The sequence below is a fragment of the Rhizobium sp. Leaf306 genome (assembly GCF_001423425.1).
Taxonomy (GTDB): Bacteria; Pseudomonadota; Alphaproteobacteria; order Rhizobiales; family Rhizobiaceae; genus Neorhizobium; species Neorhizobium soli.
Genome location: NZ_LMNX01000001.1, coordinates 266789 through 282483, shown reverse-complemented (window position 1 = coordinate 282483; position 15695 = coordinate 266789). Strand labels below are relative to the sequence as shown.

Genomic DNA, 15695 nt, shown 5'->3' with positions numbered 1-15695 from the left:
TTGGCGAAGCGGTGGCCCATTGCCGCCGCTCTGTGAAGACGCTAAAGCATGTCCCGCAAAAGCGCGCAGCGGTTTTGTAGCTACAAGGTGCCACGCAGGAATGACCTGAACGGCGGGCGTGATCTCTCGAAGATTGCGGCACGTTTCACACAGGTAGCCATCCGCCGTGAAGAGAGAGATTGAAATACGTGTCCGATAACGCCGAGACGAAGCCGCAGAATGCCCTTTGGGAAAACATCAAGGTCATCATCCAGGCCTTGCTGCTGGCTATGGTGATCCGCACCGTCCTGTTCCAGCCCTTCACGATTCCGTCCGGCTCGATGATGCCGACGCTCCTGGTCGGCGACTATATCTTCGTCAACAAGTTCGCCTACGGGTTCTCAAAATATTCGATGCCGTTTTCGCCGGACCTGTTTGAAGGCCGTGTCCTTCAGTTCAGCGAGCCGAAGCGCGGCGACGTGATCGTGTTCCGCCTGCCGCAGCAGCCCGAGATCGATTACATCAAGCGCCTGATCGGCCTTCCCGGTGACCGCATCCAGGTTCGCGACGGCGTGCTCTTCGTCAACGGAACCGCTGTACCCAAGCAGGGCGACGGCGCTTTCACATCCGACTACCGCTCCGATCCCGGCACCAACGTTCCAGTCTTCCGCGAGACGCTCGACAACGGCGTGACCTTTGACACGCTCGACCAGTCCCCAAGCTCGCGCGGCGACAACACCCGCGAGTTCGTCGTGCCGGCCGAACACTACTTCTTCATGGGCGACAACCGCGACAACTCGCTCGACAGCCGCTTCGATGAAGGTCCGGGCATGGTTCCTGCCGAAAACCTCGTCGGTCGCGCCAGCGTCATCTTCTTCTCGCTCGGCAACGACACGTCCTTCCGCGAGATTTGGAAATGGCCGTCCAACATGCGTTGGGACCGTCTCTTCAAGGGCGTTCATTGATGAAACCGCTCTCACTCTCGGAAGAAGAACGCGGCCGTCTCGAGACGATAATCGGCCATGTCTTTTCCGAGAAGCAGTGGCTTGACCGGGCGCTGACCCATGCCAGCGTCGGTCTTGCCAAGGATGCCAATTACGAGCGTCTGGAGTTTCTGGGCGACCGTGTGCTCGGGCTCTGCGTTGCCGAACTTCTGTTCACCACCTTCCGGTCCGCACCGGAAGGTGAGCTGTCTGTGCGCCTTAATCAGTTGGTCAGCGCCGAAAGCTGTGCCATTGTTGCAGACGAGATGGAACTGCACCGTTTCATCCGAACCGGCGCCGACGTCAAGAAGATCACCGGCAAGCGGATGATGAACGTCCGCGCCGATGTGGTGGAGAGCTTGATTGCCGCCCTTTATCTGGATGGCGGACTGGAAGCTGCCCGCGGTTTCATTCTGCGTCATTGGAAGGCGCGTGCGACCCGCGCCGATGGCGCCCGCCGCGACGCCAAGACGGAATTGCAGGAATGGGCACATGCCAAATTCGGTGTGACCCCGTCCTACCGCATTGACGACCGCTCCGGCCCGGATCACGACCCGCGCTTTACCGTGACGGTCGAGATTCCCGGTGTTTCGCCCGAAACGGGCGCCGACCGGTCGAAACGTGCAGCCGAACAGGTGGCTGCCACCAGGATACTCGAACGCGAAGGCGTCTGGCAGAAGACCTCTGCTGAAGACTGATTGGACATCATGATCGAAGACAACACCATCGAAGGCAGAGACGAAGACGTAAACGCCGTTCAGCCGGAAACCTCGTCCGACAAGGCGGCGGCGGAACTGGCTGAAGCCGGTCCGACCCATTCCGGTTTCGTGGCGCTGATCGGCGCGACCAATGCCGGCAAGTCGACGCTGGTCAACCGTCTCGTCGGCGCCAAGGTGTCGATCGTCAGCCACAAGGTGCAGACAACCCGCGCCATCGTTCGGGGCATCGCGATCCACAACAACGCCCAGATCGTCTTCATGGATACCCCCGGCATCTTCAAGCCGCGCCGCAGGCTGGACCGCGCCATGGTGACCACCGCCTGGGGCGGCGCCAAGGATGCCGACATGATCGCGCTGCTGATTGACAGCGAACGCGGCCTGCGCGGCGATGCCGACGCGATCCTCGAGGGTCTGAAGGATGTGCATCAGCCGAAACTGCTGCTTCTGAACAAGATCGATCAGGTCAAGCGCGAGGATCTTCTGGCGCTTGCTGCTGCGGCCAACGAAAAGATCGACTTCGTGCGCACCTTCATGATCTCGGCGACGACCGGTTCGGGTTGCGACGATCTGATGGACTATTTCTCCACGACCCTGCCGGAAGGCCCCTGGTACTATCCGGAGGATCAGATTTCCGATCTGCCGATGCGCCAGCTTGCTGCCGAAATCACCCGCGAGAAGCTCTTTCTCAGGCTCCACCAAGAGCTTCCCTACGCCTCGCATGTCGAGACTGAGAAGTGGGAAGAGCGCAAGGATGGTTCCGTCAGGATCGAACAGGTCATCTATGTCGAGCGCGAAAGCCAGAAGAAGATCGCTCTCGGCAAGAACGGCGACGCCATCAAGGCAATTTCGACAGCGTCGCGCAAGGAACTGACCGAGATCCTTGAACAGCCCGTTCACCTGTTCCTTTTTGTGAAGGTCAGGGAAAATTGGGGAGACGATCCACAACGTTTCCGCGAAATGGGCCTGGAATTCCCGAAAAACTGAATGTTTGACCGTTTTTGGCTTGCCGACTCCTTCCGATGCGTTAGCTTGATATCGGGAGAAGGAACTGCTGTGTAATTTCGAATGTTAGTAAATTCGGAAATGCTTAATTGTTATTTCCTAAAATACGCCGACGGGTTACGCTGGTTGTATTGAAGGACTGAGGCGATCTCGGCAAATCGTGGAGGTGGTGCCAGGCATGAGCGATATAAGACGTTTTGATGCCTTCAGTGGTATGGATCTCAGCGATGCGGTTGGGTTCTTCAGCTGGAACGTTCAGGAGAACAAGGTCTACGGCGATCAGGTCTTCGCATTCATCTACGGGGTCCCCTACAGGGACCTCGAGAGCGGCGCGCCGATCGAACAGGTCATCGTCAACGTCGACGATGGCGACAAGCAGCGCGTCGCAAAAGCCCTGCACGAGTCCATCATTTCTGGCAAAAAGTGCCACCAGAGTTATGGGATCACCCATGTGGACGGTCGCCGCGTCACGGTGACAGGGCAGGGACGATGCCTTCGCGACAAGCTCGGCCTGCCGTCGATCTACACAGGTTCCGTTACCGCTGTCGAAGTGGGCAGTGGTGCTCATTCTGGCGATCCACTCAAGACCCATTGTCTCGAGGCTTTGAAAATCGCCAACAGCCGCCGCCACGCGCTTGCGGCCCGCTACCTGTCCTCCGCACTCAACGTGCTGGATGGCGGCAAAAAAGCGTAAAGCATCCATGGTTCGGGCAAATTGCGTCTGCATCCTCCGGTCGTGCACGATGGCTGCAGAATCGCTCCCTTGGACATTCCTGTCAGCCAAAGGTCGCTCGTGATTCGTTACGTAGAACCCCGTAGCAACTTGTCATCTATCAATGTACGCGATTGCTAACGCGATGGTGATGGTACAACTACGCGTCGTATTGGCATAGGGAGCGGACATGGCACGCAGAACGATCGCTTCTGACGAAGCGGATCAAGATTTCATCAACGCGGTGGGGTTCTACAGCTGGAATGTTGCAGAAAACCGCGTCTATGGTGACGAGGTCATCGCCCATGTGTTTGGTCTCTCGATTGAGGACCTGTCGATCGGAATGCCGATCGACGTCCTGGTGCGCTACATCGACGAAGGCGACAAGCAGCGTGTGGCCAAGGCTATCCACATGGCGATCGTCGATGGTGCAGCCTACAATGCCGAATACAGCCTGACCCATCCGGATGGCCGTAAGGTTAGTGTTCGCGCGAACGGACGCTGTCTGCGCGATGTCGATGGACTGCCTTCGATCTACAGCGGCACTGTCATCGTGCAGCCAGCTCTCGCCGAACCGATTCAGATCAGTGATCCGCTCGAGAGCCACTGCCGGGCAGCGCTGGATCTCGCTTCAGCGCGCGGCCATGCTCTGGCCGCGCGATATCTGTCTTCAGCACTCAACATGCTGACGCCGGATCTCGGCTGAGACGGAGATCTTACTTCTTGCGCTCCATCAGCGCCTTAACCTCTTCGAAGCGACGACGATTTTCGGGTTCCTGCTCACCCGGGCCGTAGCATGTCTTCGAGATGCAGAAGCGCAGCAGCGTGAAGGGAGGTCCACCCTTGCCGAACTCGCAATCGATCTCGTTGGTGAAATCGGTCGGCTTGGCGTCCTGGCGGGTCGAATAGGTGAGACGTGCGCCCGGCGGATCGAGTTCCGGGAAGGACTGCACAATGCCGGTCTTGACGTCTGGAATGAGCAGGAAGTTCTTGGCAACCGCGACGCAAGCCTGTTCAAGCTGCGGCGACTGTGCGGCCGCAGGCGTTGGCAAGGCGAGGCCAAAGGGCATCGCGGCAATGATAGCGGTAGCGAGCAGGGCGTTTTTCATGTGATCTCCGGCAGCGTATTGCTCTTGGCTGTTCGGCGGAGAAATCCGCGGCGAAGGCAATTTGTTCCAGCCCGGTCGAGAGATAAATCGAGGGAGGCGCGACAGCCACACCTAGATACCGACAGAGCCCGCAAACCGTGCCGGAAAGACGCAGAAACCGATTCAGTCCCAAGAGGTTATACGGTAGAACTGATCAACGCAGACAGGAAGTTCACCTATCGATGCAGTGGCAGGACGAGGCAATCATCATCGGCGTGAAACGCCACGGCGAGACGAGTGTCATCGCCGAACTGATGACGCGCGAACGCGGCCGCCATCTCGGCATCGTCCGGTCCGGCCGCTCGCGCTCGATGCAACCGGTGCTGCAGCCGGGAAACCGCGTGGAGGTGGTCTGGCGCGCGCGTCTCGACGAGCATCTCGGCGAATTCAAGCTCGAACCGCTGCAACTGCGTGCAGCAAAGCTGATGGAAACCGCAACGGCGGTCTACGGTGTCCAGGCGATGGGGGCTTTGCTTCGGCTGCTTCCCGAGCGTGATCCGCATCCGCACCTGTTCGAGGCCCTCGATATCATTCTCGATGCGATGGATGATCCGTCCGATGCGGGCGAACTCTTCGTCCGGTTCGAACTCGCGGTGCTGAACGATCTTGGTTTCGGACTGGATCTTTCGAAATGTGCGGCGACCGGCTCACGCAGCGATCTTGTCTATGTGTCGCCGAAGTCCGGTCGCGCCGTGAGCCGCGATGCCGGCGCTCCCTATGCGGACCGCATGCTGGCCCTGCCGGATTTTCTGGGAGAGGGGGCATCCAGGACTGCCGACCGCGACGGCATGGCCGCGGCCTTCCGTCTGACCGGCCATTTCCTATCCCGGCATGTCTATGAACCGCGCGGAATGACCCAGAGTACCGCCCGCGACGGGTTCGTTCAGGCGGCGCTGAAGGCGCTGTCGAAAGCCCCTGACGATCAGACGCCGCAAGGATCAGGTATCATTCCGCCGGCTGCATGACCGGTTGTCGGTTCACCGTCTTTTCGCGAATGGGCCAGTGTACGGCCGCGGCAAACAGGCCGAACACGACGCCGAACCACCAGACCATGTCATAGGAACCGAGCCTGTCGTAAAGCGCGCCGCCCATCCAGACGCCGAGGAACGACCCCACTTGGTGCGACAGGAACACGAAACCGCCAAGCAGGCCCAGATGCCGCGTGCCGAACATGATCGCCACCAGTCCGTTGGTCGGCGGCACCGTGGACAGCCACAAGAGACCCATCACGGCGGCAAAGATGATGACCGAGGTCGGAGACTGCGGCAAAAGCAGGAAGGCCGTGACGGCGATCGAGCGGCCGATATAGATATAGGCGAGCAGATAGGGTTTCGAGTAGCGCTGCCCGAGCACGCCGGCGCCAAGCGAGCCGATGATGTTGAAGAAACCGATCAGGGCCATGGCGATCACCGCATACCGAGCCTCGATGCCGATATCGCGAAGATAGGCCGGAAAATGCGCGGTGATGAAAGCTACCTGAAAACCGCAGACGAAAAAACCCGAGGTCAGCAACAGGTACGACTTGTGCCCGAAGGCTTCCCGCAGTGCCTGCGCCGCGGTCTGCTTGAACTCCGTCTGGTTCTGCGTGCCGGAGCTCGCGTTGCCACGGAGCGGGATGGCAAGCAGCGGAACAGCAAGCATCATCGCCGACATGATCATCAGACTGTCCGACCAGCCGTAGGCCGTGATCAGCGCCTGGCTGAGCGGCGCAAACAGAAACATCCCGGCGGAGCCGGCGGCAGTGCCGATCCCGAACGCGAAGGAGCGCTGTTCGGGCGTCACGTTGCGGGCAAAGGCTGACAGGATCGTGCCGAACGAACCGGCGCCGACGGCAAGCCCCACCATCAGGCCGCCCGACAGGTGCAGCATCGGAATTGATTGCGCGGACGACATCAGAAACAGTCCGCCCGCATAGAGGAGACCGGACAGGGCGAGCACGCGGCCGGTACCGTATTTGTCCGCTATCGCTCCGAAGATCGGCTGGCCAAGGCCCCAGGCGAGGTTCTGGATCGCCATCGCGAGCCCGAACGTGGTGCGATCCCAGCCCCGATCGGACAACATCGGCAGTTGGAAGAAGCCCATTGCCGAACGCGGGCCGAAGGTCAGCATCGCAACCAAGGCACCGGCCGTGATGATCAGCCAGGGCATCGATGCGCGCGCGGGGTTGGACATGCTTGCCTCCTGAATTGAGGCATTATCCATAGCCGCGCAGGTGTGAAATGGGAAACGACTTTTCCTGACGCGATGCATCACAACAGCTGATGCGACAAAGCCTTTTCTACAGCGCGCCGGGCGGCTCGATCGGGGGCGGTGGGACTTTGCCAAGCCGCGATTCGCGCCAGAGCGTGAAGGCGCCGGCGCTAATGACGATCGCACACCCGGCCACCATGTTGATGGTCATCATCTCGCCAAACAGCATCACACCGATCAGGCAGACGAGCACCGACTGTACGTAGAACATCGGCTGTACCGCGACGGCGTCGACGAGCGAGTAGGCGCGGATCAGCAGATAGTGCCCGGTCATGCCGGTAACGCAAAGCGTCAACATCCAGAACCAGTCGGAAAGCGTGATGTGCGACCAGTAAAACGGACCGACCAGCGTGATCGCCGCAGCACCGGCAATACCCGTGTAGAAAAACGCGGTATCGGCCGTGTCGGTGCGGCTCGCGAGCCGGGTCAGCACCGAGTAGAGCGCAAACATCGTGGTGCCGATCAGCGGGATGACGATCCGGAAATCGAATGTCGCATGCAGCGGATTGATGATCATCAGGATGCCGGCAAAGCCGACGCCGATCGCGGTCCACCGCCGCCAGCCGACCTTCTCGCCAAGCAAGGGCACCGAAAGGCAGGCAACGAGCAGCGGCGTCGCCGCAAAGATCGTATGGGTGGCCGCAAGACCGACCTCGGCAAAGGAGAAGATCGACAGCGCGATCTGGAAAACCAGAATGACCCCGCGGGCAATCTGCAGCCACAACCTGTTCGCGGACGCTGCACCTTTGACACCGCCGGACGAGCGACCGGCCACGATGAGCACGAAACCTGCGAAGGCCCAGTAGCGGATCATCGCCACGAAAATGGGAGGATAGGCGCCGCCCAGGTGTTTCGAGATGCCGTCCTGAACCGCGAAGATAATGACAGCAGTCAACGCGAAGAGAAGTCCCGTAGACCGAGATGTCATGATGGTGATCGATTCCAGTGCGGAGCGCGCAAGCGCCGCCGTGACGCCCTACGTTTGTGAGATCGGTGTTCTTGACCGGTTTTGACCTTTGTCAACAAACGCCGATTGGACATGTCTGCCATGCGGTGCCGTCAGAGGGAACCTTCAGACCCGAAAAAGGTATATGAGAAACTGCAAATAGTTCTGGAGACCTGCACTTGAGGTCTTCCCCGTACTGGCGACTGGAACATATGTTCTCAAGGTTGAGTTAGACTTGGGCAAGCAAATCAGGAGAAACGATGCTCACTGGGATGACGGAAGACCAGCGAAACGAATTTCTGGAGCGCATCACCGCGACCACGATTGCAAACCAGGCAATCCTGAAGTGTAGCATCAGCGGTTTTCCTTTGACGGCGGATAATGTTGTCGCCTTCGTTGGCGATTTTCTCGATCCGGAAAACCCGAACCTGCAGGAACTGATCGAAAAGATTGGTCACGCCATCGACGAGGTGCTGGATTGCCAGGGCCAGGCAATGCGCCTGGCGCGGTAAGCTCACGACAGTTCTCAAGTCCGGTAAGGGGACGCGGCCAGACAACAACATGGCCGCTGTTCTTTACCGCTGCTTGATGGCCCACGCGCCGCGTGTTGAGACCACTTTCACGTCGTCACCAATTGCGATCATGCCGCTGCCGCGCGGCACGGCGTTCCATCCGAACAGCGGGCCGGGAACACGCCGGTCGGCCGACATGCGCAGGCGACCGAGTGCCGGCATCGGGTTGGCGACATCCCGTGAACCGGTCACCTGATCCTGGGTGATCATGATGCAGCGGGCGCAGGGTTTGACGAGATCGAGACGAAGGCCGCCGATCTCGATCGCCTCCCAATGGTCATCGCCAAAGGCGTCCCCGTCGTCGATGACGACGTTGGCGCGGAACCGGTCCATCCCGACGGCGCCTTCTCCATGCTTCTCCATGTCGGCATTGATCGCCTCGAGCGAGCCGGTGGTCGTGACCAGGACCTGGTATCCGTCGGCAAATGTGACAGGCGTATCGGGTCCTGCCCAGTCGTCGCTTGCGGTCCGCTTCGAACGTTCATCGAAGAAAACAAGCCGCACGTCGCAGCCCAGCCAGTCGCAAAGGGTCGTGTTGACATCCTTGTCGGCCAGCGCGGCGCTGACGATCGAATTCCAAACGACCACATCGGTACGCCGGTAGCCCGGCGGCCGGGTGACGGTGATCTCACCCTTGCTCTCCATCGAAAACCGGAACCCGTCCGTGTCGGGCAGGACCTGCAGCTGCGCCATTTCTGGAAGATCGCGCTGGTTGACGAAATGCCCCCTGGTATCGACCAGCATCAAGCTGCGATCGCCGGGTATGCCCGTGGACGTCATCTGCGTCTCAGTGAGCGAAATGCCGCGGCCGCTCTTCAAGGGGTAGTAGTTGATCTCGCTGACATGCATGGGTTTTCCTCAAATTTCATCGAGAAAGAGGTCGAGAACACTTTTCAGACGCTGGTGTCGTTCGTTTGCCGCCTGCCTGCCGGCCTGCGTCTTGAAGCCGTCGGCGAGCTTGAACAGCTTCGTCTCGAAATGATCAATTGCAAACGTCCTGTCGTCCAGCGGTCGATGCTTGGCGAGCGGATCGGCCGGATCGTAAAGCGCCGAACCCATCCGCCCGGCAATGTAGAAACAGCGTGCCGCACCGATCATGCCGATTGCATCGAGCCGGTCCGCATCCTGCAGGATCTTCGCCTCGATCGTCTGCGGCTCGAGGTTTGCCGAAAAACTGTGGGTGAGGATGGCGTGGGAAACCGCATCGATATCGGTCTCGCTCCAGCCCATCTCGCCCAAAATGCCCGCCGCCTTTTCCGCGGCAAGACGAGATGCCTGGTTGCGCAGCGGCGAGTTCTTTTCCACCGCAACGCAGTCATGCAGCAGCACCGCGGCTGCCAGCACCCGCCCGTCGCCGCCTTCGTGTTGATGAATGCGCATCGCGTTTTTGAAGACGCGGGCGATGTGAGCCAGATCGTGGCTTCCATCGTCGCCAGCACTGGCATGCGGAATGAGGCTTCTAGCCAGATCCTGGTGGGGCGAAAAGGATTCTGCGAGTGACGCGGTCATGCTGGTTTCTACGAGGGTTCGTGAGAATCGTCTGTCTTAGATGTGTCGCTCTTGTTGACCAGAATCCGTTGATAGAAAAGCCCGATTCCGATCAGAACTGCCCCCAGCCCGATGAAGGACAGGGCCCGCATAATGCCTTCGAGATTGGCCATATCGATCAGGAAAACCTTCGCCACGGACACCAGCACCAGCACTGCAGAAGCAAGCCGCAGGCTCTTGGCGTTCCATTTCGAGCCCGCTACCAGAAGGCCGATGCCGATCAGGAGCCAGACGACAGAATACGCATAGGTTTCGGAAGCGAGAAAGCCCTTCCACTGGGCAATATTCTGGCCCTGGAAAAAGCGTCGAACCGAAAGCGTCGCCCAGAGAAAGCCGAGCAGGGCGCCCGAGACGGCGAGCATTGCCACATAGGGCGCTGGCCGCCGGCCGCGAGCCAAGTACGAGGTCAGTCCATAGGCGAGCGCCGGGAGAAGATAACCGAGCAGCAGAAGGTTGAGGACGGGCCAGGAGCCCGTGCTTTCGCCTGAAAAGAACGGATTGAGCGCAAACACATGCGCCGAGAGCACGTTCACCGTCGCGATCGCGCCGGCGATCATCGAGCCGTAGCGGAAGACCGGGCTCGGGCTTTTCAGGTCGAGCGTCATCAGAATGCCGGAGAAGCCGATCGTCAAGAGCGTGTAGATCGACTGCTCGCCAAGCGTCGGCGTGCGGGCATCGAGCACGCCGCCATTCATCGCGTGGCGTATCAGCACGGCAAGTGTCAGCAGGGCTGCAAGCGATGCCAGTCCCTGCAAAACGTTGCGGACACGGACATCGGGTGAATTGCGCAGCATCCAGGCTGCTACAATCGCGAGCAGGGTCGGAATACCGTAGCCCGGCAGCAGCGCATTGAAGAACGGCGTCGTGCCGAGACTGTCCGGCCCGACTAGCGTCGGCTGCCAGGCGATGCGACCGAACACGATCGCGATTGCCGCCGCCATCATCCAGGGCAGGGCAGCCCATGTCCGCACTCGCATCGCCATCAGATAGGCAAAGCCGAGACCGGAGAGAAGGATCGTCGTGACGATGCCGTTGGTGAGCGCGTGCAGTGCCAGCGTGAAGCCCGCGAAGGAGCCGAGCACGGCGATATTTGCCGGCCAATCGATGCCGTCGCCATCGCTTTCATCACGTCCGCGAAACAGCCACTCCGCCACCGCGAGCATCGCAAGTCCGATGCCGATGCCGTAGAGGCCGTGCGTCCAGTCGCGGAAAAAATTGCCGAAGTTCAGAAACGAGATGAACCCGATCGTGACCGGCATTGCCCCCATCATAAAGGACCAGAGTACCGAAAACGTCGGTTCCTCATGCCGGAAGCGCCTGAGGAACCCGGCCCCGAGCAGCGTGAAGATGCCGCCGAGGAGCAGGAAGCCTGCAATCTCGTGGCCGAAAGCGGCAACGACAGGCGCGGTTGTGCCGGTCACCGGTTCGGGCATCACATAGGCGAGCAATGTCGACGCAACGGTCGCGATACCGGCAAGCGCGGCGAGCGCTGCAACCACGACCGTCCACACCCCGTAGCTGCGACTGCTGCCGACGGCGGCCAGCGCGCCGATCAGGGCGACGAAGACGAACAGCGGATGAAGAGAGCCCCCAGGCGTGGCGACCAGCATGGCAAGCGCCGAAATCGCGACCGTGACTGATAACGAGAGGGTGATCCGCAGCGGTGGCCTCTTCAGCAGCGCCCGCCAGCCGCCGCTCCCTGTCAAGCCGCGCGTATAAACGCGGCCGGGCCAGATGAGGATCGTTCCGGCAATCATCATCAGCAGCACCAGCGAAGGCGGCATCATGTCGATCGGCAGCGATTGTGACGTGTAGGCGAGAACCCAGAGGCCGATCCCGAAATTGGCGATCATCGGCACCACGGTCCAGCGGCGGATGCGCGAGGCGGCGTTCAACGCCAGCCAGCTCACGCCGAGAAACAGGAACAACGCGTTGACGTCCGGGTCGTCGGTCGTCACCAGAAGCGGCGTGATCAGCGAGCCGAGCAGGCCAAGCCCGGCCAGCGTCTGCCCGTGCAGCAGCGACAGCCCTATTGTTGCAAACGAAATCAGGGCCATCAGCATGAAGGCGGTGCCGGAGCCGATGAAATCGTAAAAGGCGTAGGCCGCGAAGGACGCGCCCAGCAGCGTGATGCTACCGGCGGCCGTCAGCGCACCGGGGATCATCGCATTGGCGTAGAGCTCCGACATCTTGGGCATTGCCCGACGGCGCACCAGCTCGCCGGCGGCAATCAGCACCAGGCCGAACATCGCTGCCAGCGACAGACGGGCACCGGGGCCGAGCAGACCGGCTTCGATCGAATAGCGGACAAGGAAGATGCCGCCAAAGGCGAGTGCCACGCCACCCACCCAGACCGGCCAGCGAGCACCAAGATAGCTTTCCAGATTTTCACGGCGGAAGCGCGGAGCGGGCGCGGGGAGCGGAGGTGTTTCGGCTGCCTGATTGGACGTCCTCTCCTCGGGCGCCGTGATCTCTGCCAGAACTTCGGTCTTCGACGGTTCTGCCGAAGCCTTTGCAAAGCCCGTGTCGGCGGCCATCTCAGCCGCGGCTTCGGTGCGGATCTCGGCAAGCGCCGTCTCGGGCGACACGAGCGCCTCGGAAGTGACGGGAACGCCGCTCAGCAGGCGCGCCCGGACATCCGCAAGTTCTTTCTCCAGCGAAGCGACCCGGCCCGACAGCTTTCGCTGCGAGACGACGAGGGAGAGAATGAGAACGATCAGCAGAAGCTGGAGGATCATATGCTAGCGGGCTCGGTTGAGAAGGTCAGCGGACGTTATACCATTGGTCCGCAAAGAAAAGCCGATCTACCCGTCGATACCGTTATGGGGTGTATGAAGCCGGACCGTCGTCCTGCGCATCGGCCGGCACTTCTTCCTCGACCACTTTGTCGAATGCAAGCTTGACGGCCTTGGTCATGTCGCGGCTGACCGCCCACCACTGGGCGCTCTTGATCCAGTAGCGCAGTGTCAGCTTGGCGCTGCCGGCATCGAAATCCGCAAGATAGGTGGTCGGTGCCGGGTTGCTCTCCACCCGCGTTTCCGCCTTGGCGATCGACTTGAGCTTGGCTTCGGCCTCGTCGAGGCTCTGGTCGGCCGACAGCGTCACCGAGATCTCGTGCCGGCGCGTGTGCAGGCGCGAATAGTTGGTGATCGGCACGTTCCAAAGCGTCGAATTCGGCGCCAGGCGATAAACGCCTTCGGCGGTGCGAAGCTCGGTTGCAAACAGGCCGACATCGACGATCGTGCCGCTCACATTGCCGGTTTCGATCGATTCGCCCACGCGGAACGGGCGCAGAACCAGAAGCATGATGCCGGCTGCGATATTCTGCAACGTGCCCTGCAGGGCAAGACCGACCGCGAGGCCGATCGCGCCCAGTGCCGCAAGGACCGATGCCGTCTGGACGCCGAACTGGCCGAGCACCATCACCACGACGATGATCAGCACCGCGTAGCGGATGATGTTGGAAAAGAACTGCGCCAGCGTCGCGTCGATGCCGTTCACCCGCGACAGACCGTTGTGCGCCCAGCGACTGAGCAGGCGGGCGGCGGCCCATCCGACGATCAGAAGAAGAATGGCGCCGATGACCGAGAATGAATACTGGATGCCGAGGGCTGTGAGCTGTGAGAGTGCCGTACGAGTTGCGACGACGAAAGCCGATGCCTGTTCCATTCGGGGCCTGATCCTTTGCTGCAAAGAGGAGGCTAATTGGCGCGGGTGACTGTCAGGTCAAGGCAAACGGAGCGACGTTTCTCACCCGCCGCAGGGGATCAGGACGCGCGGTTTTCGATTTCGGCCTGTGCCGTAACAGGCAGCACGAACGAGGCCCGACCATCCATTTCAGCGCCGCGCCCGATCCGCTTGATCGCCTGCACAAGCCGTCCGTCACGCTGCAAAAGACGGTCGCCGATCTCAATCAGCCTTGTATTCGGCGTCGCATGCGGCGCGACCTTGCGCAGCCTTGTCGCGAGCTCGACCTCGTCCTGATCGGGATAAAGTGAAAGCGACGCAATGACGGCCGCTGCCGGAGACCGCGACACGCCCATCCAGCAATGCACGACGAGCGGCGCGGACTGATCCCAGTCTTTGGCGAAGGCGATCAGCTGCTCCACATGTGCCTCGCTCGGCGCAATCAGAGTGCCGGTGCCGGCAAAGCCGATATCGTTCATCTTGAGCTTCAGGTGGCGCGCGGCGGCAATCACGGCAGGCCGGTGGAAATCCTGCTTTTCGGCAATCAGGCTCACCATTTCACGGGCGCCGTGGCGGACCGAGAGTTCGGCGATCTTGTCGAGCGGACAGACGATGATCCGGCTCATGCCGTCACACCGCGATCGGCTTCAAGCGCATGAAAGCGCTCGAGAAAGCGCGCCTGAGCATCGAGGGCCGGCATCGGCTTCAGTTCCAGCATGTCGCGGGTTATGCCACGCGGCACGCCGAAGAATTTCTGGGCTTCGGTGACGGAAAACCCGGCAAGCTCCGTCGCTTCAAAAAACGCGGCAACGGTGTCGGCCTTCTTGATCATCACCTTCAGCTCCTTGATCGGATGCGGCGGCAGGCCGAAGCGGATATGGATCGCAGCCTCGAGCCGCAATTCGACCGCCTTGTAACCGCCGCCGACCACCGACTTGAAGGGCGAGATCATGTCGCCGATGACGTATTCGGGTGCGTCATGCAACAGCGCCATCGCCATCGCCTCGCTGGAGGCATCGGGATTGGTGCGAGAAAAGATCTGCTCGACGATCAGGCTGTGCTGCGCCACCGAAAACGCGTGGTCGCCTTTGGTCTGGCCGTTCCAGCGCGCAACGCGGGCAAGCCCGTGGGCGATATCGGCAATCTCGACATCGAGCGGCGAGGGATCCAGCAGGTCGAGCCGGCGGCCGGAAAGCATCCGCTGCCAGGCGCGCATGGATTTCGATCCGCTCACGGCTCGGCCTCTTGCGTCGCTGTCGGGAACGACAGGTCGGTCCATTCCGGCAGCGAGAGAACCACGGTCACATCGCCCGCCGTCAGGGGAATACCATTGGCGATCGCATCGCCGACCCGGTCGATCCGCACGATTGCAAGCCCCTTGTCACCCAAGACAGATCCGAGCGTGCCGACCGGCTTGCTACCGGCCATGATGTCAGTGCCTGAGACGGGCAGGAGAGTCTCGCTTGTGACGAGCGCGACACGCCGCCGTGCCGTGCCACGGTGCTGCATGCGAGAGACGACTTCCTGACCGACATAGCAACCCTTGCGGAACGACAGCCCGTCGGTCCTGTCGAGGAGAACGTCGTGCGGAAAGGCATCCTGCAGGGCATAGTCGAATCCGGAGGCCGGAATGCCGGACGCGACCCGCAGCGTCTCGTACTCGGCTTCCGACGCGTCGATCGCGATGCCCTCGGGCTTTCCCGGATATCGCGACAAAGTCACGCCGGCTTTGGCAAACGCCGCATCCGCAGCACCAGTAACCGAACCGTCGCCCCAGGCTACCGTCACGCCATCGGCATCGTCGGCTGCAATCGTCACGGCCGCCCGCAGCTTGTACATGGTGAGACGGCGCATCAGCGCGTCACGCTGGGCGGCATCGGTCTCCATCAGGAAATCGTCGCCGTCACGGGAGATCATGAAGTCGAACAGGATCTTGCCCTGCGGCGTCAAAAGCGCGCCGGGACGCGCCGTCCGTTCAGGCAGGGATTCGATATCTGTCGTGATCAGGCTGTGGAGAAAATCGCGTGCATCGACACCGGAAACCCGGATCAGCTGGCGCGAAGGAAGATGGACGGCAGGCATGGCGAAAGGTCCGATTGTTGAGCCGGAAGGTCGAACCCGACAGGTAAGCCCTCCCGATCGCGCGAAC

Annotated in this window: 17 protein-coding genes; 7 read left to right on the top strand and 10 right to left on the bottom strand. The window is 61.0% G+C overall.

The genetic code is table 11. The annotated features are described in order from the left end of the window. The first annotated feature begins 188 nt into the window (after positions 1-188). The 5 genes from lepB (at position 189) to ASG19_RS01300 (ending at position 4101) form a co-directional block, all read left to right on the top strand. On the top strand, positions 189-944 hold the full coding sequence (gene lepB / locus ASG19_RS01320; protein WP_062454754.1) for a signal peptidase I: 756 nt from the start codon (positions 189-191) through the stop codon (positions 942-944). Beyond that, the gene (rnc, locus tag ASG19_RS01315) at positions 941-1660 is read left to right on the top strand and encodes a ribonuclease III (RefSeq protein ID WP_062453389.1); all 720 of its coding nucleotides are present in this window, start codon (positions 941-943) and stop codon (positions 1658-1660) included. The genes lepB and rnc overlap by 4 nt, the downstream gene beginning before the upstream one ends. A 9-nt stretch (positions 1661-1669) precedes the next feature. Then, positions 1670-2665 (top strand): GTPase Era, encoded by a 996-nt coding sequence (gene era, locus ASG19_RS01310; RefSeq protein ID WP_244476106.1) that lies wholly within the window; start codon positions 1670-1672, stop codon positions 2663-2665. Positions 2666-2861: 196 nt separating this feature from the next. After that, complete coding sequence (locus tag ASG19_RS01305) at positions 2862-3377, top strand: hypothetical protein (RefSeq protein ID WP_062453388.1); 516 nt, start codon at positions 2862-2864, stop codon at positions 3375-3377. A gap of 208 nt (positions 3378-3585) precedes the next feature. Further along, positions 3586-4101, top strand: a complete 516-nt coding sequence (locus tag ASG19_RS01300) for a PAS domain-containing protein (protein WP_062453387.1) — start codon at positions 3586-3588, stop codon at positions 4099-4101. A 10-nt stretch (positions 4102-4111) separates the two neighbouring features. Here the strand turns inward: ASG19_RS01300 and ASG19_RS01295 are convergent, their stop codons facing one another. Next, positions 4112-4504 carry a hypothetical protein gene (locus ASG19_RS01295; RefSeq protein WP_062453386.1) on the bottom strand — a complete coding sequence of 131 codons (393 nt, stop codon included), beginning with the start codon at positions 4502-4504 and terminating at the stop codon, positions 4112-4114. A 221-nt stretch (positions 4505-4725) separates the two neighbouring features. On the opposite strand from ASG19_RS01295, the gene recO reads away from it, so the two are divergent. Then, a complete protein-coding gene (gene recO / locus ASG19_RS01290; RefSeq protein WP_062453385.1) occupies positions 4726-5508 on the top strand; it encodes a DNA repair protein RecO in 783 nt (260 codons plus the stop codon). Here the strand turns inward: recO and ASG19_RS01285 are convergent. Beyond that, on the bottom strand, positions 5489-6715 hold the full coding sequence (locus tag ASG19_RS01285) for an MFS transporter (RefSeq protein WP_062454751.1): 1227 nt from the start codon (positions 6713-6715) through the stop codon (positions 5489-5491). The two genes, recO and ASG19_RS01285, sit on opposite strands and share 20 nt — an antisense overlap. A 106-nt stretch (positions 6716-6821) precedes the next feature. After that, positions 6822-7721 (bottom strand): DMT family transporter, encoded by a 900-nt coding sequence (locus tag ASG19_RS01280; RefSeq protein ID WP_062453384.1) that lies wholly within the window; start codon positions 7719-7721, stop codon positions 6822-6824. A gap of 278 nt (positions 7722-7999) precedes the next feature. On the opposite strand from ASG19_RS01280, the gene ASG19_RS01275 reads away from it, so the two are divergent. Then, positions 8000-8251 (top strand): hypothetical protein, encoded by a 252-nt coding sequence (locus ASG19_RS01275; protein WP_139283842.1) that lies wholly within the window; start codon positions 8000-8002, stop codon positions 8249-8251. Between the two features lie 63 nt (positions 8252-8314). Here the strand turns inward: ASG19_RS01275 and ASG19_RS01270 are convergent, their stop codons facing one another. The 7 genes from ASG19_RS01270 to ASG19_RS01240 form a co-directional block, all read right to left on the bottom strand. Continuing rightward, complete coding sequence (locus ASG19_RS01270; protein WP_062453382.1) at positions 8315-9160, bottom strand: MOSC N-terminal beta barrel domain-containing protein; 846 nt, start codon at positions 9158-9160, stop codon at positions 8315-8317. 9 nt (positions 9161-9169) lie between these two features. Then, positions 9170-9820: an HD domain-containing protein gene (locus ASG19_RS01265; RefSeq protein WP_062453381.1), complete on the bottom strand. Its 651-nt coding sequence runs from the start codon at positions 9818-9820 to the stop codon at positions 9170-9172. 8 nt (positions 9821-9828) lie between these two features. After that, positions 9829-12597: a DUF2339 domain-containing protein gene (locus ASG19_RS01260; protein WP_062453380.1), complete on the bottom strand. Its 2769-nt coding sequence runs from the start codon at positions 12595-12597 to the stop codon at positions 9829-9831. An 82-nt stretch (positions 12598-12679) separates the two neighbouring features. Next, a complete protein-coding gene (locus tag ASG19_RS01255; protein WP_062453379.1) occupies positions 12680-13528 on the bottom strand; it encodes a mechanosensitive ion channel domain-containing protein in 849 nt (282 codons plus the stop codon). Between the two features lie 98 nt (positions 13529-13626). Further along, positions 13627-14172 carry a tyrosine phosphatase family protein gene (locus tag ASG19_RS01250; protein ID WP_062453378.1) on the bottom strand — a complete coding sequence of 182 codons (546 nt, stop codon included), beginning with the start codon at positions 14170-14172 and terminating at the stop codon, positions 13627-13629. Beyond that, positions 14169-14780, bottom strand: a complete 612-nt coding sequence (locus ASG19_RS01245; RefSeq protein WP_062453377.1) for an HD family hydrolase — start codon at positions 14778-14780, stop codon at positions 14169-14171. The genes ASG19_RS01250 and ASG19_RS01245 overlap by 4 nt, the downstream gene beginning before the upstream one ends. Beyond that, a complete protein-coding gene (locus tag ASG19_RS01240) occupies positions 14777-15628 on the bottom strand; it encodes a folate-binding protein YgfZ (RefSeq protein WP_062453376.1) in 852 nt (283 codons plus the stop codon). The genes ASG19_RS01245 and ASG19_RS01240 overlap by 4 nt, the downstream gene beginning before the upstream one ends. Positions 15629-15695 lie beyond the last annotated feature (67 nt).